Raw genomic sequence first — 17,655 nt, 5'->3', positions numbered from 1 at the left:
TGTGGATAAGTAAGCGGCATTGCTTACAAAAAGAGGCCGAACAAGGGACGAGGAGACGGCGGATGCGCTGCCCGTTTTGCGGAAATATCGACACTCAGGTCAAAGATTCACGCCCGGCAGAGGATCACGTTGCGATCCGCCGACGCCGGTTTTGTCCCGCATGTGGGGGGCGGTTCACTACCTATGAACGCGTGCAGCTGCGCGATCTGGTGGTGATCAAAACCAATGGAAAACGCGAGGATTTCGACCGGGACAAGCTGGAACGCTCGATCCGGATTTCGATGCAGAAACGCCCGATTGAGCCGGATCGGATCGACCAGATGATCTCGGGCATCGTTCGGCGTCTGGAAAGCATGGGTGAGACCGACATCCCCTCCAGCAAGATCGGCGAGATCGTCATGGAAGCTCTGGCGCGGATCGACACCGTGGCTTATGTTCGCTTTGCAAGCGTATACAAGAATTTCCAGGCGGCCGATGATTTCGAGGAGTTTGTCCACGAACTGCGACCGCCGCAGCCTTCGACGGACGAGTGAGCGAAACTGATAAGCGATATATGGCGCTGGCCTTGTCATTGGGTCAGCGCGGTCAGGGTACGTGTTGGCCCAACCCGGCTGTGGGCTGCGTAATCGTGCGCGACGGCCGGATTGTGGGGCGCGGCTGGACACAGCCCGGTGGCCGCCCGCATGGCGAAACGCAGGCGCTGGCACAGGCTGGTGAAGCTGCGCGCGGAGCGACCGCTTATGTCTCGTTAGAGCCATGTTCCCATCACGGCCAGACCCCCCCTTGCGCCGAGGCGCTGATCAAGGCCGGAGTGTCGCGGGTGGTTTCGGCAATCGAAGACAGTGATCCACGCGTGGCCGGGCAGGGGTTTGCCATGCTGCGCGAGGCTGGGATCGAGGTCACCACCGGCGTTTTGGCCGAGCAGGCGGCGCGGGACCACGCCGGGTTCTTTCTGAAGACGGAACAGGGTCGGCCATTTGTGACGCTCAAACTGGCCAGCAGTTTCGACGGGCGTATCGCGACTTCGAGCGGTCACAGCCAGTGGATCACCGGACCAAAGGCGCGACGGGCGGTCCACGCGATGCGTGCACGTCATGATGCAGTGATGGTTGGGGCCGGGACAGCGCGGGCGGATGACCCGTCGCTGACGGTCCGCGATCTGGGGATTGAGGCGCAGCCGGTACGGGTCGTCGTTTCACGCCACCTGGACATCCCGCTGATGGGGCACTTGGCCCGCACGGCGTCGCAGATACCGGTCTGGCTGTGTCATGGCCCGTCCCCGGATCCCGAGCGCGCCCGCGCCTGGCAAGGGTTGGGCGCACGTCTGATCCCTTGCGCCCTGCAGGAACATCATATCGATGCTGCCGACTTGTTGCAGCAACTGGGACAGGCGGGGCTGACGCGGGTGTTCTGCGAAGGTGGATCGGCGCTCGCCGCGTCCTTGTTGGTCGATGATCTTGTGGATGAACTGGTAGGCTTCAGCGCAGGCCTGACAATCGGGGCCGAGGGGCTGTCGGCCATCGGATCGCTGGGGCTGGAAACACTGGACGCGGCGCCGCGGTTCGAGTTGATCGAAGCCCGCGCCATCGGGCCGGACGTTCTGCACCGTTGGGTGCGGTCGCTGCGCTAGCGGCGGCGCCATAGATGCGCCTGCGTGGCAAGCGCACCCTGTAGTTTAGATAACAGCCTTAAGGACGGGCCGCCTTTACGCTCATACCCTTCGGTCAGGCGTTGCACTGCGACCTCGACGGGGCATGGTAGTCCGGTAACCGGGTCCAGATAGCGCGGATAGTCGATCAGGGCGGCATGAGCCAATCCCAGCATCGAAGGGCGCGCACCCCGCCGCACCGGAACCGTTCCCAGATCCTGCGTCAAACCCCAGCCAGCATAGAAAGGCGCGCCAAGCGTGGTTACCCGGACCCCGCGCAACAGCCCCTCGAACCCTAGCAGAGAGGTCATGGTCCAGACCTCCTGCACGTGCAGCAGCAGGGCAGCCGGATCGGTGTTGCTGGCGATCACGTCGGCAAGGCCTTCGTCTTCGATCTCTCCGTCGCGCAACCCGGCTTCGACATCGGGATGAGGCTTGTAGATCAGGATCGCATTCGGGTTCGCCTCGCGCGCTGCGCGCAGCAGGTCGGTATTGGTGCGCACCGTGGTGGTGCCCAACAGGATCGAGGCATCGTCGTGCACCTGACCCGGTACCAGAATGCGGTGCCCCTCGGGCAGATCGGGGGCCGCGCCCCCGGTGTTGTACTTGCTGAGCTGACCTGCAAGGATCTGCGCCACCAGACGTTCGACTCGCATTTCCTGATCCGGACGCAGGGTCTCGCGCGTGGCGATCAGCTCTTCCAGCCTGCTGGGATGTGTCGGGTCGTAATAGATGCCCAGATCATCAGTTGCCAGAGACAGGGGCGGCACCAGACTGGCGCCCAACCCTCGAGACCGCAGAAACCCGTCCTCGATCCTGATGGCGTCTTCGGCCCCACGAGAATGGCTGGCCCAGACCATATGCGGGCGGTCGGGCGCCTCTGGCGGTTCAGACGTGAACCTGATCTTTTTTTCGCGCCCGAACATCTGCTGCAGGTGCTTGCGTTTCCACAGGCGCATTCCGGACGCGGTCCAGCCCTTATGATCCTGCCGCCATGCACGCGTTTGTGCCTCGAACGTGTCCAGAACGGTTTCCAGTTCGCACAGCCGGTCGCCGAACGGGTCATACCATGTGGGATAGAGGATCATCGCCGCCGCAAACAATTGCGGCCGGGTCAGATTGCGCTGGCGGCGTGGAAAGTGTTCTTCGTCCTGTGTCAGGCCCCAGCCAGCATAAAAGGGCTGGCCAAAGACACGCGGTTTGTGTCCGGCCATGATGGCCTCGAACCCGAATTGCGAGGACAGGGTGTAGACGCCTGTCGCACCCTCAAGCAAGGTCCAGGGACTGACGGGCGTGTCGATGATCGAGACCCTGTCGGACAGGTCCTGTTCCGAGAAATATCCGCCTCGGTGCCCGGCGACGGTTTCCGGATGCGTCTTGATCAGAATGCGGGCGCCGGGGTTTTCCTCTTGCGCCATGACCAGCATCTCGCGAAACCGCGCGTGGTTGCCCTTGCTGGCGATCACCGAGGCGTCGTCATGCGCCTGATCGACCACCAGAACATAGCCGGGGTCGGGGGGCGGCAGGGTAGGGTCGACGGCTGAATACTTGCTCAGGTGCAGTTCGCGCACCCGTTCGATGCCATATCTGGCCCGGTTCAGCAGCGCGGTATCGTCCAGCGGATGGGTGGCCAGCAAAGTCTCAAGATCGGAGGGCCGCGCCGGGTCGAAATGCATGCCTGACCGGTCGAGCAGCAGGCCCAGCGGGGGCTCTCCAGCCCGCCCCGGATGAAGCGAACGCAAAAAAGCATCCTCGACCCGCAGGATTGGGGCATTGCGTCTGGTGGCGATGTTTTCGCCGCGATGGGCCGTCGGGCTGTTGCCCCAAACGCCGACGACATCGCCTTCGCTGGGAAGGCCAAGACGAATGTCATAACCAGAGAGGTTGAGGATGCGCCGGACACGGCGTTGGGTCAGAAATCCGCCATTATAGACATACAGCCGGGTACGCTGAATCCCGGCTGTTGCGTCGGATTGCATCAGCCGCCCGTCAGTGTGGTGACATTTGCAAGCGGCGTCAGGCCACCCGCGATCAGAGAGATCGACTTGCTCCACTGTGCATACGGCGCTTCGGTGACGTAAATTGTGTCATCGTCCCGAATGACGAAATCGCGGGCAATAAACAACCCGTTGGGGGCGGTGAGGTTCAGCAGGTAGATCATGCGTTGGTCGCCCTGCAAGTCCTGACGGCCCATGACCGAGCGGGCGATGTCCTGCCGTTCCCTGCGCAGAATGAAGATACCGGTCGGGTCCGAAGACAGCGATTGCAGCCCGCCCACCTGCGCCAGAGCCTCAAGCGCGGAAAGGTCTTGGGTGTCGAATGCCACGCGGGATTGGCCGGTTGCGCCCAGAGCGATGTAGGATCTGCTGTCCGCCTCGACCAGAATGCGATCACCGCCGCGCAGCGCGACGTCCAGCTTGGGGTTTTGGAACAGGTCGTCATACCAGACGGTTCCGCGATCGTTGCCGCGGATCAGTGTCACAAGCGCGATGTCCGAGCCAACGGCGACTCCTCCAGCTTGAGAAAGCATTCCAAGCAAGGTTCTGCTGGGTCGTTCGATCGGATAAACGCCGGGCGCACCGATTTCCCCAGACAGCGAAACAGTTGACCCATTGCCTGCGGTGCGGCGCACTTCGACTTGTGGGTCGGGGGTCTGGTCCTGCAATTTGCTGGTGATCAACTGGCGCAGTTGCTCGGGAGTGTTGCCAGCGGCACGGATGCGTCCGGCATAAGGCACAAAGATGAAACCGTCGCTGTCCACCTGTACCTGCTCAAGCGCGGTGGCTGCGCTGAGTTCGCCTGACAGCAGGCCATCATCGACGTTTTCCCAGATCGTCAGGCCCAGAACATCGCCGGCCCGTACCGTATCGGCGGTCAGGTTCGGCGCGCTGCTGAAGGCGGCAGAAAACCCGTATTTTGGGACAGCTGACGTCGCGCGTGCAACCCGGTCATCGACCTCGACCACAAAGGCATTGCCGCCATTTGCGGTCGAACCCGACAGAATTTCGGATTTGTTGGGACCCGCTTTGGGAAGTTGGCACGCGGCCAACAGGCCAATTGCGGCCACAAGGGACATCTCCCTTATCCATCGGATTGGAAAGCGCTGCACTGCCGGTTATCCTCAGTCGTCTTTGTATAGTCTTTTGTTTGGCGCAGGCTACCCGGTTCGCACGACAACTTCTAGCGCCAAGCGGTCGATTTCACTCAACCACGTTCAACTGTGGCGTCAGCGCCTCTTTGTGGGACAGGACCGATTGATAGGGGTCCTTGGCATCAAGCATCATGTCCGCCACGCCCCGCAACAATTGTCGCCGGCCGCGATGCGAATAGAAGCCACCGGGCACCTGGCTGGTTTTCAACAGGAACCGGCGATAGCTTTGATAGGCCGCCCGATCCGGGGGCATTGGATCGGCAAAGAACGCGGCCAGCGGCTGCCGTGACACAAACTCGGGCTTGTCATAAACCGACCGGCCGAAAATGCGCAGCGGAATGCCGCGCCACAGAACCTGCTGCCCGGCGGTCGAGTTGACCGTGACAGCCGAATTGGCCCCATCCAGCAGTTTCGCAAGCTTTCCGCCGGGTACATAGTGGACACGATCCGCGATCCCATGCGCCTTTGCCATTTGGCGCACGCGGCGGTGTAGAGGCTCGCGGTGGTTTTCAAGCGGGTGTTCCTTCACCACCAGCCGGTGATGCGCCGGGGCGCCGTCGGCAAAGCCCCGAAAAACGTCCTCAAGGAAATCGGACATGCAGGAATAGTCCGAATGCGCCTGAACCGAACTGTCATGCCCCAACTGCAGCAGGACCAGATGGTAAGGGTGAGCGTTGCCCACCACCCGCGCCGTTGCCCACCGACGCTGTATCCGGTGAAACGGCATCAAGGCCAGACGTTTGAAATACAGCCTGAACTCCTTTGAGACGGGCAGGTCCCGGTGTCGCCGGAAATTGCGATAGCTCTGGTTCAGGAACAACACGAACCAGTGATACAGTGCCCCATAGAAGATGTGTTGCCGCATATCCCCCCAATGCGACGGTGGTGGTGGGACCTGCAGCACCGACTGATCCAATGCCCGCTGCATCTGCCCGACGGCCAGCGACATCAGGCGTGAGTTGCCGTTCGAGCCGAACCGCTCATACGTCACCCACCAAGGGCGCAAATAGCCTTCCTCGAAGACATGGACAGTGACGCCCTTGGTCTGCGCAGCCTTTACTGCCTGGGCATGAACCGGGCGTGTGTCGCCATAAAGGACAATATCCGTGATGCCCCGGTCGTCGATCAGGTCCGACAGCCGGTCCGGCCAGTGCTCGGGTGCGTCGCGAAAGGGGATGTAGGATGATTTGTCGAACCAAAATACCTGATCGCCAGCGTTGAAGCCAACGCGCCAGACCTCAGCCCCGGTGGATCGCAGCATCCTGGCAAGCCCGCTGAAGAACGGGCCATGCGGCCCCTGCAGAAACAGGAAGACACGGCGTTTCAGGTCTGTTTCGGGGGATGACATCAATTCTGCTCTGGCCGCTTGTTGATGAATTTATGCCCGTTTCGGTCATTTGCGGCAAGGTGGGGCTTGCCCGTAAGGCTGGTTGGGCTTACCTCGGCGGGGAACATTGGACCAGGTCAGGAATAAGGGTTAGCGGAATGTTTACAGGGATCGTCACCGATGTGGGCACCGTCACCGAACTGGATCAACAGGGCGACCTGCGGGCGCGGATCAAGACGGAGTATGACACGGCGGGTATCGATATCGGGGCCTCGATTGCCAGCGACGGTGTCTGCCTGACCGTCATTGCACTGGGCGATGACTGGTATGACGTTCAGATCAGCGCCGAGACGGTATCGAAAACCAATCTGAACAGCTGGCAGGTCGGCAAACGTTTAAACCTTGAACGCGCCCTGAAGGTTGGTGACGAACTGGGCGGGCATATCGTGTCGGGTCACGTGGACGGCGTGGCCGAAGTGGTCGCCGTTCAGGACGAAGGCGACAGCACGCGCGTTACCCTGCGCGCGCCCAAAGAACTGGCCCGGTTCATTGCGCCCAAGGGATCGGTTGCGCTGAACGGCACCTCTCTGACCGTCAACGATGTGGATGGTTGTGACTTCGGGATCAACTTTATCCCGCATACCAAAGAGGTCACTACTTGGGGTGATGTCTCGGTCGGCGACAAGGTGAACCTCGAGATCGACACGCTGGCCCGCTATGTCGCGCGTCTGGCCGAGATGTCCTGAAGCGCCAGAGCAACGTCGCGTCCTGACCGGGCCTTGCCGTCTGCGGGCTGGCCTTTGGGCGCGTCGTGGTCTATCCACCCGTTCAAACATGCTCTGCGAAAGGCTGCCTCATGAGCTTTGAAACCCCCGGACCCGTCGAAGCGCAACTGCGCGCCGCGATCAGCCCGATCGAGGATATCATCGAAGAGGCGCGCAAAGGCCGGATGTATATTCTGGTCGACCACGAAGATCGCGAGAATGAGGGCGATCTGGTGATTGCCGCGGAATTCGCCGATGCCGAGGCGATCAATTTCATGGCCACCCATGGGCGTGGGCTGATCTGTCTGCCGATGACCGCTGAGCGTGTGGAAACTTTGGGCCTGCCGATGATGGCGGTGAACAACTCGTCCCGCCACGAAACCGCGTTCACCGTGTCGATTGAGGCGCGTGAGGGCGTGTCGACCGGTATCTCAGCCGCCGACCGTGCGCTGACCGTCGCGACTGCGATCAACGAACAAAACACGATGGCCCATATCGCCACTCCCGGCCATATCTTCCCTCTGCGTGCCAAGCGGGGTGGGGTTCTGGTGCGCGCGGGACATACCGAGGCCGCCGTAGATATCTCGCGTCTGGCCGGGCTGAACCCCTCGGGCGTGATCTGTGAGATCATGAAACCCGACGGCACCATGGCGCGTCTGCCCGATCTGGTGGAGTTCGCGAAAGAGCACGACATGAAGATCGGCACGATCAGCGACCTGATCACCTACCGCTCGCGCAACGACAATCTGGTGGTCGAAACCTCGCGTGAAACCGTGACGTCGGAATATGGTGGCGAGTGGGAGATGCGCCTGTTCACCGACCAGACCCACGGCATCGAGCACGTCGTCATGATCAAGGGCGACATCACCACGCCCGAGCCGGTCCTGACCCGCACCCACGCCCTGCATGAAGCGCCGGACATTCTGGGCCTTGGTCCGAAATCCTCGCGCGAATTGCCCCGCGCGATGGAAAAGATCGCCGAGGAAGGCCGCGGCGTTGTCTGCCTGTTCCGCCAGCCGCGCAACTCGCTTTATGCGGCTGAGGACGAAGGCCCCCGCACCATCAAGCAAACTGGCCTGGGCGCGCAGATCCTGTCCAAGATGGGTATTCAGGAACTGGTGCTGCTGACCGACTCGCCTGAAACCGTATATCTGGGGCTCGACGCGTTTGGACTGTCCATCGTCGGCACCCGCTCAATCCTCAAGGAAGACTGATCGTGGCTGAACAAGACAAGCATGGCGCCCTGCCGACCCCGACATTCGATAAACCGGTGAAACTGCTGCTGGTGGTGGCCCCGTTCTATCGCGCCATCGCCGACAACATGGTGGCTGGGGCCAAGGCCGAAATCGAGGCCGCAGGCGGCTCCTGCGACGTGGTCGAGGTTCCCGGCGCGCTGGAAATCCCAACTGCCATCGCCATGGCAGACCGCCAGTGCAACTACGACGGCTATGTGGCGCTGGGCTGCGTGATCCGGGGTGAGACCACGCATTATGAAACCGTTTGCAACGACTCCAGCCGTGCCATTCAGCTGATGGGTCTGCAGGGACTGCTGATCGGCAACGGTATCCTGACCGTGGAAAATGACGATCAGGCTGAAGTCCGCGCAAATCCCGAAAAGATGAATAAAGGCGGCGGAGCAGCCGCTGCGGCCTTGCATCTGATCGCGCTCAGCCGTAAGTGGGGCGCCTCACAAAAGGGCGTCGGCTTCAAGCCCCCGTCCGAGTCCATCCTTGTGGCGGGCGACAGCAACGGACCCACGACAGCATGACCCAGACAGACGCGCCGAAACCGGCCAACCAGAAACGCCTGATGAAATCCGCCGCCCGGCTTTACGCCGTGCAGGCGCTGTTCCAGATGGAGCAGTCGGGCCAGACGACCGAACAGGTTGTGAACGAGTTTCTGGATCACCGGTTTGGCGCCGTCTATGAGGGCGAGGAAATGCTGGACGGCGATACCAGCGTCTTCCGCAAGCTGGTTGAGGATGCCGTGAATTATCAGGCCCCGATTGATCAGATGACCGACCGCGCGCTGGTGGCCAAATGGCCCATCGCACGCATCGACCCGACCCTGCGCGCCACCTTCCGTGCGGCGGGGGCGGAACTGACCCAGAGCGACACGCCGCCCAAGGTGGTCATCACCGAATTCGTTGACGTGGCCCGCGCTTTCTTTCCCGAAGGCAAGGAACCGAAATTCGTCAACGCAGTTCTGGATCACATGGCGCGCGAGGCTCAGCCCGAGGCGTTCTGACGCCTTTACGCGTGACTTATATGCGCTAAACTGAATGTCAGAGCGCAAGGAGAGTCGCCATGCCCAAACTGATCCGGCTGTATATCACTCAGGTTGCCTGGGGATTTGTGATTTCCGCAGTGTTTGTCGGAGTCCTTTTGGCCCTGAATGTCGCCAATCTGCGCCATCTGATTACAAGTTCGGAAATGGGCCTGATCGCGCTTGGCATGATCTGGTTCATGAACGGGATCGTATTCGCCGGGGTGCAGTTTGCCTATGCGATCATGAGCATGGCCGAAAAGCCACAGGGTCCGCGCCGCGGCACGCCGGTAGCCGTCAAATTCCAGCCCGCGACGGTCAAGGTGGAAAATCGCTGATACAGGTTTCAGCGCAGCCGGGTTGAGGATCAGTTCGCGTTACCGGCCTTTTCGCACCGATCGCGTGCAAACCGCTTGAATGTCAGAACATGTTGCCATCTGATGTCGGTCAAACACGTCAACCGGCAGCAAAAGAGCATACACTGTGAACACCAGTTCTTACGAAGAGGTCATCGCCTCTCGGGCCTTTCGCGAGGATCTTGAGAACCTTAACCTTGCAATTGCTGATGGGTTAAAGCGGGCAGGTGAAACTGTCGCTATCAATGGAAACGTTTGCTACGGTCACATGCAGCAAGATTTCCATCTGGGCGATCTGGTGCCCGGGATGGAACCCAAGCGGCGGGCTCTGCACCTGTTGGCGCAGGAGAGTTCCTGTTTTGTCGAGGTCGGCGTTGCCGGGGGGCATGCAGCCTTGCTGGCGCTGCACTCCAATCCTGCGCTCAAGTTCATCGGGATTGATCTTGGGCAGCGGCTAAGGGCGTCCTGGCCGCCGGTGGACATCTATGTTCCGATTGTCTTCAAGTGGCTGGAAGGCAGGTTTCCTGGGCGTGTCAAACTATACATGTCAGATGCCATCGAAGGTTTACGCCAAGCCGCAGCGGAGCAGCCATTTGGTCCGATTGACCTGGTGCACCTGGATGCCCTGAAGAAAACCAGAAGCGCAGAGGTCGAAGCCATTTGGCCAGGGCTGGCGAGGCGGTGCTATCTGTTGCAGGGCGATAATAAGAACGGCCATGTCCAGGCCAGTTCCGAGAAAATGATCACAGAGGGGCGGGCCCGCCGGGTTACCTCTTCGCGGTTTCAGGATATCCAGAGCGCCAACTACGATGTGTTGACGATCGGGGCGGATATTGTCACGGGCAATGCCAGCCTCGAAAGCCTGATGGGCCAACGGATATTGCTTTGCGTGTGCCATCAGGATGACGAGACATTGTTTTGCGGCTCGACCCTGTCACGCCTGAAGGGCAAGGCGGATGTAACGGTCGCCAGCTTCTTTCGACCTGCGCCCAACCGCCGTGATACCAACACGCGCGAGGCGGCCATGCAGCGTGTATGCGATGCGGTCGGGGCCCGGAGAATTCAGTTTCCCTTTGCTGTCGAAAACGACCACAGGAGGTTGCGGCGCTTTATCAAGATGCCGTCGCAGCCGGCGGACAACCCTCCTGAAGTACTGCGCCCTTTGGGCCGCCACCCTCTGTTCGGGCTGCTGAGTGGATCGGCTTTCGGCCTGATGCAGCAGGTCAAGCCGTCAACCATTATCACCCACAACAACGTGGGAGAATACGGTCATATCGAACATGTCTTGCTGCATCATGCGGTCCTGCAGGCGGCACGACGGTTTCAGGACGCAGATGTTCTAAGCTTTGGTGTCGGGCTTGCCGGTGCCGACCTCGTTGTACCGTCCTGGCCCGAGCAGAAGAACCGGCTGTTCGACGAATACTTGCCGCAGTGGAAGGGGCGGAACCTGTATGATTTCGCTCTGTCGGACGAGGTGTTCGTCAAACAGGATCTTTCGGACGACGATCAGCGGGGGGATGTGGCGGGACCACCAGTCAACCGTGCGGTGTGATTCCCGAGGACCTGTATGTACAGGTGGGCGCCAGGTAATCAGGCCAGGACCTGAACAGAGCCAGCCCCCTCGGAATTGCTTAAGGCCACCAGAATGCTACCAGTCACAAGAAGGGCAGAACCCGCCACGCGCCTACCTAGGGGTTGCGGCGGGTTTGCACAAGGGGTCAGGCATCAACAGTTTCGTGCAAAGCGGTGCGCATCTGGCCAAAGTGTTCGTCCCAGCCCTTGTCCAGTGACAGGATCAGGCCAAAAGCATCAGCACCTTGCGGCAGGCCCTCGTGTTGCAGGGCCAGTCGGGTGCCCCCGGCGACCGGTTCCAGTGTCCATTTAACTACGCTGACGGCCTCGCCCATGGGTTTTACGGTGAATGTGTACTCCAGATATTCCGGCGGGCGGGCAACGCGCACTTCGCCCCAGATCAGCAGATCGCCACTGGTGGTCCCGAACATCTCGAGCTTTTGCCCCGCTGCCAGAGGACGTTCGGGTTTGTGAAACCACTCGGCCAGCCGGTCGGGGTCGGTCAGATAGGCCCAGACGATTTCCGGTTCGGCCCGCAGAAAGATTGTTTTTTGCAGAATGGCTTTAGTCATCTGTCTTTCCTTTCAATGGCTTCTTTCAGGTTGTTCAAGCGTTCGTCCCAGAACTGGTCGAAAAAGCTGAGCCAGTCCAGGACAGGGGCCATTCCCTTGGGTTCCAATCGATTTATCCGTTCTCGCCCGCGCGCTTCGACCGTGATCAACCCACCATCCGACAAAACGGTCAGGTGCTTTTTGACGGCTGCGCGGGTCATGTCGAACCGCTCGGTCAGCTGCGCGATGGTCATATCCTGCGCGGCCAGCAGCTGCACGATGTCCCGGCGGGTCGGGTCGGCAAGTGCGCGAAATGTGTTTTGAGTTTTTGAGTGCATGTGCATCGCCCTAAAGAGTACCGTTTGGTATCATATAATGGGAAGCCAAAAGGTATCATGTCAAGCGCGAAGTCGCCCTTGATTTTTGTTCACCAATTGTTCACATTTTTCAAATGACACTTGATCTTCAACCCGGACAACGATTGGCGCGTGGCGTCGCTCGCCATCTTCTGACGCATGGCTTTGTTTCGGTTGAAGAATTCGTGCCGGCCCGGGGAATGCGCGTCGATGTCATGGGGCTGGGCCCCAAGGGTGAACTGTGGGTAGTCGAATGTAAATCCAGCCGTGCGGATTATCAGTCGGATTCCAAATGGCAGGGCTATCTTGAGTGGTGCGATCGGTTTTTCTGGGCTGTCGACACCGACTTTCCGACCGAGCTGTTGCCTGCGGAAACCGGCCTGATCATCGCTGACGCCTATGATGCCGAGATTGTGCGTATGGCGCCGGAAGACAAGCTTGCTCCGGCGCGGCGCAAGAAGATGGTTCAGAAATTTGCCCGTGACGCTGCCCGCAGGTTGCAGACACTGCGGGATCCCCGAATCTGAAGGATCAGCTTTTGACCGCCCGGGCGGCCTGCACGGCCGCGCGGATTTCGTCCGCGATTTCCTCGGCTTCTTCGGGATCAAAATCCATCGGAATCTCGATGCCATCTGCCTCGATGAACAGCCGTATCATGCCCTGATCGGTGGGACCGATCTGCAGGTTGGCCTGAATGTCGCGTTCGGTGTTGATGCCCATGTTCGCCTCCGGGACTGAGCGTTCGTGCTAGCGCGCAAAGGGTTGAGAATCAAGCTGCCTTTGCGGTCAGATACGTCATGGAGAATGTCCGGATCAGACCTTTTCACGCCACAGATGCGCCATGGCTGATAGAGCAGCACCACAGGCTTTACACGCGGGATGAAGGGTTCGACGCCTCGTTTGGGGCTCTGGTTCGGCGCGTTCTGGACGATTTTACCGCCGATCACGATTCGACGCGCGAGCGGGGCTGGGTTGCTGAGCGCACAGGACAAAGACTGGGCAGTATCTTTTGCGTCGCGCTGGATGATCAAACCGCAAAACTGCGGCTTTTCCTGCTGCTGCCCGAAGTTCGGGGGCAGGGGTTGGGAAAGCGGATGTTGAACACCTGCACGGGCTTTGCACGCAGTGTCGGCTACACGGAAATGCGGCTGTGGACTCATGAAAGCCACAGGGCGGCCTGTGCGTTGTATAGGGCGAACGGGTGGCAGTTGTTGGACAGCAAACCGGTGCATTCCTTTGGGGTCGATCTTGTCGAACAAAGCTGGAGAATTCGGCTTTAATCCTCTTGCATTCCCCCGGTACGTTCGGTACATCGCCCCTCACGAGTGCCGCCTTAGCTCAGTTGGTTAGAGCGCTGGATTGTGGATCCAGAGGTCCCCTGTTCAAGCCAGGGAGGCGGTACCATCTCTCTCAAACAGCATCAGATACAACGCGAACAACGCGCATTTGTCAGCTGTTTCGTTTTTCGGATTTCGTAGGTCGAATGGACGGCTGGCGCGCCTGTGATCAGCGCGCCAGATTCAGCCTCAGCCTCATTTTGCTCCGCTTTGCTACGGGCAAGTGCCGGTTCAGCCGCTTGTTGACCATGCCAAATCCCCAAATGACCACCAAAGTCAGCAGGATGAAGTAGAAGGCCAGAATCGGGTAGGGGATGAACGGGTTGAACGTCTTGTCCGCGAAATAGCCCGCGTAATACAGCGCGTCTCCGCGCTGCTGCCAGACCGGGAAGGCCGAGAAGAAGACCAGCGTGGTGGCGTGGAACAGGAAGATCGCCTCGTTCGTGTATGCGGGCCATGCCAGCCGCAGCATGGTCGGCCAGATGATGCGACGGAACCGGGACCAGCCGGTCATGCCATAGGCATCCGCAGCCTCGATATCGCCTTTCGGGATCGACCGCAGCGCGCCATAGAAGATCTCACCCGAATAGGCTGCGGTATTGAAGAACAGCACGATCAGCGCACCCAGCCAGGCGGAGGTGAGCGCGCCGAGGAACGGAAAGCTCTGCTTCAGCGACAGGAACAGGAAGTAGGCAAAGAAGAACTGGATGAACAGTGGTGAGCCCCGGAACAGGAAGATGAACCATTCCGACGGTTTGCGCAGCCATTTGTTCGTGGATGCCTTGCCCAATGCCAGCGCCGTGGCCAGAAAGAACCCGGTCATCAGCGCCATGACACCGAAATAGATGTTCCAGATCATCCCCGAGCCGATCAGAGTGAAATGCTCGCACAGGGTGAAATCGCTTCGGGGCAGAATACGCTCACCAATACCGATCGAGCGCAGGCCGTAGTCTTGAATCGTTTGCAAGCAGCTCATGCGGTGGTCTCCTTGCGCAGCAGCTCTCCGCCCGAGGTCGCCTGACCGTGAGACAGGCGGCGCATCAGGCGTTCAAGGCCAATCTCTGATACGCGGGTCATGCCCAGGTAGAACACCAACAGGGCGAGGAAGTACCACATGCGCCAGTCGCCATGCGGGTATTGGGTGAATTTCGGGTTCTTGTAGCCACCCAGTTCGCGCGCCCAATAGACGATGTCTTCGATGCCCAGCAGGAACAGCAGCGGCGTGGCCTTGATCAGCACCATCCACAGGTTTGACAGGCCGGGCAGGGCATAGACCCACATTTGCGGCACCAGGATGCGCCAAAACGTCTGGCGGCGGGTCATACCGTAGGCCTCGGCCGTTTCCAGCTGGGCGTGCGGCACGGCGCGCATCCCGCCGAACAGGACGTTGGCCGCGAAGGCGCCGAAAACGATAGAGAATGTGACAACAGCCAGAAAGAAACCGTAGGTTTCGTGCACCCATTCCGGTGCGCTTCCCAGCGGCAGCTTGGCGGCCTGACAGACGATAAAGTCATTGCCTTGCCGGATAGGATCAGTCCATTCCGGGCAGAGGATTTTGTGCCGCGTCCATTCGAACGCCTGATCCAGCGCGATCACGAAGAACATGAAGAAGGCGATGTCCGGCACGCCACGTACGATGGCGATATAGCCCTTGCCCAGCAGGCTGAGCGGTGGGAAATGCGACCGGGCCGCCATGGCTCCTAAAAAGCCAAAGCCCAATGCAACCGGAGCGGTGATTGCAAGCAGCAGCAGGACCTTGAAGAAGGACAGGTAGAACACCCAATGCACACCGTTGGTCAGATAGCAGGAAAACCAACGGAACGTGCCGAGCGTTTCGGGATCAGTACAGAACGAGAAAATGGCGGGCCTCTTTGACTGGCAAGGGCTCAGGAGGCGGCGCGCCCTAGGGGCAGGCACGCCGCAGAGTTTATCAGAAGGTCGAGGACACTTCCCACTTGGTGATCAGCTCGTTCAGGCTGCCGTCGTCCTTCATGGACTGGATGGCTGCGTTGAACTTTTCTTTCAGCTCACCGTCGGATTCACGGATACCCATGCCGACGCCACCGCCCAGCGGTACTTCGTCGCCAACAAAGAGCAGGCCCGAACCGTCTTCGGAGAAGGGTGCAAGGAAGGACTTGTCCGCCAGAACCGCATCCGCTTCGCCATTGCGCACGGCTGCGAGGGTTTCCTCGGGGTTTGCGAACTCGACCAAAGTCGCGCCGGAATCTGCGACATAGCCCGCCTGAATGGTGCCGGTCTGAGCCGCGATCACGCCACCGGCAAGATCAACGTCATCGGACATAGCCAGATAGGCCGACGGATCCGGCGGCGTGTAGTTCTGAGTGAAGTCGATGACTTCGTCACGCTCGTCGGTGATCGACATGCCCGCGATGATGGCGTCGTAGTTGCCCGATACCAGGTTAGGAATGATCGAATCCCAGTCGTTCTTGACCCATTCGCAGTCCAGATTGGCGCGCTTGCACAGCTCATCGCCCAGTTCGCGCTCGAACCCGTCGATTTCGCCTGCGTCGTTGACGAAGTTCCACGGCGCATAGGCTCCTTCGGTGCCTAGACGGATGGTGTCTGCCATGGCCATGCCGGCGGTCAAAGCCAGAGCCGCAGTAGTCAGAATCAGTTTTTTCATTGGATACTCCCCTGTTTGTTTTCTGATCTGAAGTTAAGCCGCCTTTGTGGCGGATAGGAAGCCCCGAAGTCGCTCGGATTCGGGGGAGGTAAAGATATCTTCCGGCAGGCCCTCTTCTTCGATCAGGCCCTGATGCAGGAACACGACGTGGCTGGAGATATCAGCAGCCATTTTCATGTCGTGGGTCACGATGATCATGGTACGGCCTTCGGCAGCCAGATCCTTGATCACCTTGATGACTTCCTGCTCAAGCTCGGGGTCCAGCGCCGAGGTCGGTTCGTCGAACAGCAGCGCCTCGGGCTCCATGCACAGGCCGCGGGCGATGGCGGCGCGCTGTTGCTGACCACCGGAGAGCTGCGCCGGATAGACGTCACATTTGTCGCCAATGCCAACTTTTTCCAGGTATTTGCGGGCGCTGTCTTCAACCTCTTTCGGGTCGCGGCCCAGTACGGTGACGGGGGCCTCCATCACGTTTTGCAGAATGGTCATGTGGGACCAAAGGTTGAACTGCTGAAACACCATCGACAGATTGGTGCGGATACGCATCACCTGTTTCGGGTCGGCAGGACGGCGGTGGTGTGCGTTGCCGGACCAGCGCACCGGCTCGCCCTTGAACAGAATCTCGCCCTGTTGGCTGTCTTCCAGCAGGTTGCAGCAACGCAGCAGGGTGGACTTGCCTGAACCGGACGACCCGATCAGCGAAACAACGTCCCCGCGTCTTGCTGTGATATCGACGCCCTTCAGCACTTCCAGATTGCCGAAACTTTTGTGGAGATTGGTGATTTCGATGACGGGAGTGGAATCTGTCACGGATGGCCCATGTGTTGTCGGTGTTGGTGCGGTACTAGGGCTTAAAAATCGGGGCAATGCAATGCGCAATTGACATCATCGGGGGCTGAAACGGCCAAATTGACCATAGGTATTGACCAAATCGGTCAGCAAGCAAGCCCGGTTGTCTAAACCTGAGACGGATTAGGGACCGACAGGTAGTCACCCGCCGGGATGTCGATCAGGCCGCGAAGGTGCAGCAATTCGCGATCCGGCTGTGTTAGGTCGCCAATCGCGGCGCGAACGGCACGGGCGATTGCGGCGGCGTCCTGGTCCGTGGCGGTGATATAGGGCAGGGCGGGTGTCGGAAGTGTAGTGGCGACCTCGCGCAGTACTGCCCCAAGGCTGGTGTGTGCTTTGAGCAGCTCCCAAGTCAGCGCGTCCAGAGCCGCGAAATCTGCCTTACCTTCTGCGACTGCGTTTGCCGATTGCGCGTGGCCGCCGGTTGCGATGATGGCATTGGGCTGCTGGTCGTGCGCTTCAAGATGAACCATCGGTGCCGCCCAGCCCGATTGTGACAGCTTTTCGTTATAGGCAAAGGTGCCCTTCGTCAGCTGACCAAGATCGCGGGGGTCATCCCGACGGGAAACAAAAATGGATCGGTAATAGCCCGGCGGGCAGCCTGCCAACCCGTAGTCGGGCGTTCCGACCAGTTGCACTTTGCCATGCAGCTGGGTGCGATAGGGCATCCCGCAGGTTTGAGCAAATGTCAGTTCGGGATTCAGCCAGACATCCCAGACATCCGCATCGCGGGTCAGGTGATCGGGACCATAGCCAAGGTGGCCCCGAATCAATGTCCAGAACCGGTCATTCACCGGTTGCAGCGCGGGCATGTCATACATGCCCAGCATCGCAA

21 protein-coding genes and 1 tRNA gene are annotated in these 17,655 nt (G+C 60.0%); 11 read left to right on the top strand and 11 right to left on the bottom strand.

The features are described 5' to 3' along the window. Positions 1 to 62 precede the first annotated feature (62 nt). Positions 63 to 533 carry a transcriptional regulator NrdR gene (gene nrdR, locus ACR0NT_RS02855; RefSeq protein ID WP_170324479.1) on the top strand — a complete coding sequence of 157 codons (471 nt, stop codon included), beginning with the start codon at positions 63 to 65 and terminating at the stop codon, positions 531 to 533. Continuing rightward, entirely contained in the window at positions 530 to 1,630 is a 1,101-nt protein-coding gene (gene ribD, locus ACR0NT_RS02850) for a bifunctional diaminohydroxyphosphoribosylaminopyrimidine deaminase/5-amino-6-(5-phosphoribosylamino)uracil reductase RibD (protein ID WP_170441620.1), read from the top strand. Before nrdR ends, ribD begins: the two co-directional genes overlap by 4 nt. Here the strand turns inward: ribD and ACR0NT_RS02845 are convergent. The 3 genes from ACR0NT_RS02845 to ACR0NT_RS02835 form a co-directional block, all read right to left on the bottom strand. Continuing rightward, complete coding sequence (locus ACR0NT_RS02845) at positions 1,627 to 3,627, bottom strand: capsular polysaccharide biosynthesis protein (RefSeq protein ID WP_170441625.1); 2,001 nt, start codon at positions 3,625 to 3,627, stop codon at positions 1,627 to 1,629. The two genes, ribD and ACR0NT_RS02845, sit on opposite strands and share 4 nt — an antisense overlap. Next, complete coding sequence (locus ACR0NT_RS02840; RefSeq protein ID WP_170670926.1) at positions 3,627 to 4,724, bottom strand: polysaccharide biosynthesis/export family protein; 1,098 nt, start codon at positions 4,722 to 4,724, stop codon at positions 3,627 to 3,629. Before ACR0NT_RS02840 ends, ACR0NT_RS02845 begins: the two co-directional genes overlap by 1 nt. 124 nt (positions 4,725 to 4,848) lie before the next feature. Then, positions 4,849 to 6,147 carry a capsular biosynthesis protein gene (locus ACR0NT_RS02835; RefSeq protein ID WP_170670928.1) on the bottom strand — a complete coding sequence of 433 codons (1,299 nt, stop codon included), beginning with the start codon at positions 6,145 to 6,147 and terminating at the stop codon, positions 4,849 to 4,851. A 137-nt stretch (positions 6,148 to 6,284) separates the two neighbouring features. On the opposite strand from ACR0NT_RS02835, the gene ACR0NT_RS02830 reads away from it, so the two are divergent. The 6 genes from ACR0NT_RS02830 (at position 6,285) to ACR0NT_RS02805 (ending at position 11,063) form a co-directional block, all read left to right on the top strand. Then, positions 6,285 to 6,872: a riboflavin synthase gene (locus ACR0NT_RS02830; RefSeq protein WP_170441635.1), complete on the top strand. Its 588-nt coding sequence runs from the start codon at positions 6,285 to 6,287 to the stop codon at positions 6,870 to 6,872. A gap of 110 nt (positions 6,873 to 6,982) precedes the next feature. Next, positions 6,983 to 8,104: a 3,4-dihydroxy-2-butanone-4-phosphate synthase gene (ribB, locus tag ACR0NT_RS02825; RefSeq protein ID WP_170670930.1), complete on the top strand. Its 1,122-nt coding sequence runs from the start codon at positions 6,983 to 6,985 to the stop codon at positions 8,102 to 8,104. Positions 8,105 to 8,106: 2 nt separating this feature from the next. Further along, entirely contained in the window at positions 8,107 to 8,658 is a 552-nt protein-coding gene (locus ACR0NT_RS02820; RefSeq protein ID WP_170670932.1) for a 6,7-dimethyl-8-ribityllumazine synthase, read from the top strand. Then, a complete protein-coding gene (nusB, locus tag ACR0NT_RS02815) occupies positions 8,655 to 9,137 on the top strand; it encodes a transcription antitermination factor NusB (RefSeq protein ID WP_170670934.1) in 483 nt (160 codons plus the stop codon). Before ACR0NT_RS02820 ends, nusB begins: the two co-directional genes overlap by 4 nt. A 59-nt stretch (positions 9,138 to 9,196) precedes the next feature. Continuing rightward, on the top strand, positions 9,197 to 9,493 hold the full coding sequence (locus ACR0NT_RS02810; protein WP_170670936.1) for a hypothetical protein: 297 nt from the start codon (positions 9,197 to 9,199) through the stop codon (positions 9,491 to 9,493). Positions 9,494 to 9,638: 145 nt separating this feature from the next. After that, entirely contained in the window at positions 9,639 to 11,063 is a 1,425-nt protein-coding gene (locus ACR0NT_RS02805) for a PIG-L family deacetylase (RefSeq protein WP_170670937.1), read from the top strand. Between the two features lie 166 nt (positions 11,064 to 11,229). On the opposite strand, the gene ACR0NT_RS02800 is transcribed toward ACR0NT_RS02805, so the two are convergent. Then, positions 11,230 to 11,655, bottom strand: coding sequence for an SRPBCC family protein (locus ACR0NT_RS02800; protein WP_170670939.1), 426 nt, complete (start codon positions 11,653 to 11,655; stop codon positions 11,230 to 11,232). Then, complete coding sequence (locus ACR0NT_RS02795) at positions 11,652 to 11,972, bottom strand: metalloregulator ArsR/SmtB family transcription factor (protein WP_170670941.1); 321 nt, start codon at positions 11,970 to 11,972, stop codon at positions 11,652 to 11,654. The genes ACR0NT_RS02800 and ACR0NT_RS02795 overlap by 4 nt, the downstream gene beginning before the upstream one ends. A gap of 113 nt (positions 11,973 to 12,085) precedes the next feature. Between ACR0NT_RS02795 and ACR0NT_RS02790 the strand changes: the two genes are divergently transcribed. Beyond that, positions 12,086 to 12,517, top strand: coding sequence for an MmcB family DNA repair protein (locus ACR0NT_RS02790; RefSeq protein ID WP_170670943.1), 432 nt, complete (start codon positions 12,086 to 12,088; stop codon positions 12,515 to 12,517). Positions 12,518 to 12,521: 4 nt separating this feature from the next. Here the strand turns inward: ACR0NT_RS02790 and ACR0NT_RS02785 are convergent, their stop codons facing one another. Continuing rightward, on the bottom strand, positions 12,522 to 12,710 hold the full coding sequence (locus ACR0NT_RS02785; RefSeq protein WP_170670945.1) for a DUF6324 family protein: 189 nt from the start codon (positions 12,708 to 12,710) through the stop codon (positions 12,522 to 12,524). 77 nt (positions 12,711 to 12,787) lie between these two features. Here ACR0NT_RS02785 and ACR0NT_RS02780 point away from each other — a divergent pair, with 77 nt between their 5' ends. Then, the gene (locus ACR0NT_RS02780) at positions 12,788 to 13,270 is read left to right on the top strand and encodes a GNAT family N-acetyltransferase (protein WP_170670947.1); all 483 of its coding nucleotides are present in this window, start codon (positions 12,788 to 12,790) and stop codon (positions 13,268 to 13,270) included. A gap of 47 nt (positions 13,271 to 13,317) precedes the next feature. After that, a tRNA-His gene (locus ACR0NT_RS02775) sits at positions 13,318 to 13,394 on the top strand. 102 nt (positions 13,395 to 13,496) lie between these two features. On the opposite strand, the gene ACR0NT_RS02770 is transcribed toward ACR0NT_RS02775, so the two are convergent. The 5 genes from ACR0NT_RS02770 to ACR0NT_RS02750 all read right to left on the bottom strand — a co-directional run bounded on the left by ACR0NT_RS02770 (position 13,497) and on the right by ACR0NT_RS02750 (position 17,650). After that, positions 13,497 to 14,303, bottom strand: coding sequence for an ABC transporter permease subunit (locus tag ACR0NT_RS02770; RefSeq protein ID WP_170670949.1), 807 nt, complete (start codon positions 14,301 to 14,303; stop codon positions 13,497 to 13,499). Further along, complete coding sequence (locus tag ACR0NT_RS02765) at positions 14,300 to 15,187, bottom strand: ABC transporter permease (protein ID WP_170442937.1); 888 nt, start codon at positions 15,185 to 15,187, stop codon at positions 14,300 to 14,302. The genes ACR0NT_RS02770 and ACR0NT_RS02765 overlap by 4 nt, the downstream gene beginning before the upstream one ends. 70 nt (positions 15,188 to 15,257) lie before the next feature. After that, positions 15,258 to 15,971: a transporter substrate-binding domain-containing protein gene (locus ACR0NT_RS02760; protein ID WP_170670951.1), complete on the bottom strand. Its 714-nt coding sequence runs from the start codon at positions 15,969 to 15,971 to the stop codon at positions 15,258 to 15,260. Positions 15,972 to 16,004: 33 nt separating this feature from the next. Then, a complete protein-coding gene (locus tag ACR0NT_RS02755) occupies positions 16,005 to 16,781 on the bottom strand; it encodes an ATP-binding cassette domain-containing protein (protein WP_170441672.1) in 777 nt (258 codons plus the stop codon). A gap of 146 nt (positions 16,782 to 16,927) precedes the next feature. Then, the gene (locus ACR0NT_RS02750) at positions 16,928 to 17,650 is read right to left on the bottom strand and encodes a phosphate/phosphite/phosphonate ABC transporter substrate-binding protein (protein ID WP_480442670.1); all 723 of its coding nucleotides are present in this window, start codon (positions 17,648 to 17,650) and stop codon (positions 16,928 to 16,930) included. Between the last annotated feature and the right edge of the window lie 5 nt (positions 17,651 to 17,655).

Source organism: Ruegeria sp. AB10 (genome assembly GCF_056542745.1).
This window is presented reverse-complemented; position numbering and strand designations above follow the sequence as displayed.

Coding starts and splice junctions, on each gene's coding strand:
- ACR0NT_RS02780 (WP_170670947.1), top strand. CDS start 12,788: ATGGAGAATGTCCGGATCAGACCTTTTCACGCCACAGATGCGCCATGG.
- ribB (WP_170670930.1), top strand. CDS start 6,983: ATGAGCTTTGAAACCCCCGGACCCGTCGAAGCGCAACTGCGCGCCGCG.
- ACR0NT_RS02770 (WP_170670949.1), bottom strand. CDS start 14,303: ATGAGCTGCTTGCAAACGATTCAAGACTACGGCCTGCGCTCGATCGGT.
- ACR0NT_RS02790 (WP_170670943.1), top strand. CDS start 12,086: ATGACACTTGATCTTCAACCCGGACAACGATTGGCGCGTGGCGTCGCT.
- ACR0NT_RS02760 (WP_170670951.1), bottom strand. CDS start 15,971: ATGAAAAAACTGATTCTGACTACTGCGGCTCTGGCTTTGACCGCCGGC.
- ACR0NT_RS02800 (WP_170670939.1), bottom strand. CDS start 11,655: ATGACTAAAGCCATTCTGCAAAAAACAATCTTTCTGCGGGCCGAACCG.
- ACR0NT_RS02785 (WP_170670945.1), bottom strand. CDS start 12,710: ATGGGCATCAACACCGAACGCGACATTCAGGCCAACCTGCAGATCGGT.
- ACR0NT_RS02845 (WP_170441625.1), bottom strand. CDS start 3,627: ATGCAATCCGACGCAACAGCCGGGATTCAGCGTACCCGGCTGTATGTC.
- ACR0NT_RS02840 (WP_170670926.1), bottom strand. CDS start 4,724: ATGTCCCTTGTGGCCGCAATTGGCCTGTTGGCCGCGTGCCAACTTCCC.
- ACR0NT_RS02795 (WP_170670941.1), bottom strand. CDS start 11,972: ATGCACTCAAAAACTCAAAACACATTTCGCGCACTTGCCGACCCGACC.
- ACR0NT_RS02810 (WP_170670936.1), top strand. CDS start 9,197: ATGCCCAAACTGATCCGGCTGTATATCACTCAGGTTGCCTGGGGATTT.
- ACR0NT_RS02835 (WP_170670928.1), bottom strand. CDS start 6,147: ATGTCATCCCCCGAAACAGACCTGAAACGCCGTGTCTTCCTGTTTCTG.
- ACR0NT_RS02830 (WP_170441635.1), top strand. CDS start 6,285: ATGTTTACAGGGATCGTCACCGATGTGGGCACCGTCACCGAACTGGAT.
- nrdR (WP_170324479.1), top strand. CDS start 63: ATGCGCTGCCCGTTTTGCGGAAATATCGACACTCAGGTCAAAGATTCA.
- ACR0NT_RS02750 (WP_480442670.1), bottom strand. CDS start 17,650: ATGCTGGGCATGTATGACATGCCCGCGCTGCAACCGGTGAATGACCGG.
- nusB (WP_170670934.1), top strand. CDS start 8,655: ATGACCCAGACAGACGCGCCGAAACCGGCCAACCAGAAACGCCTGATG.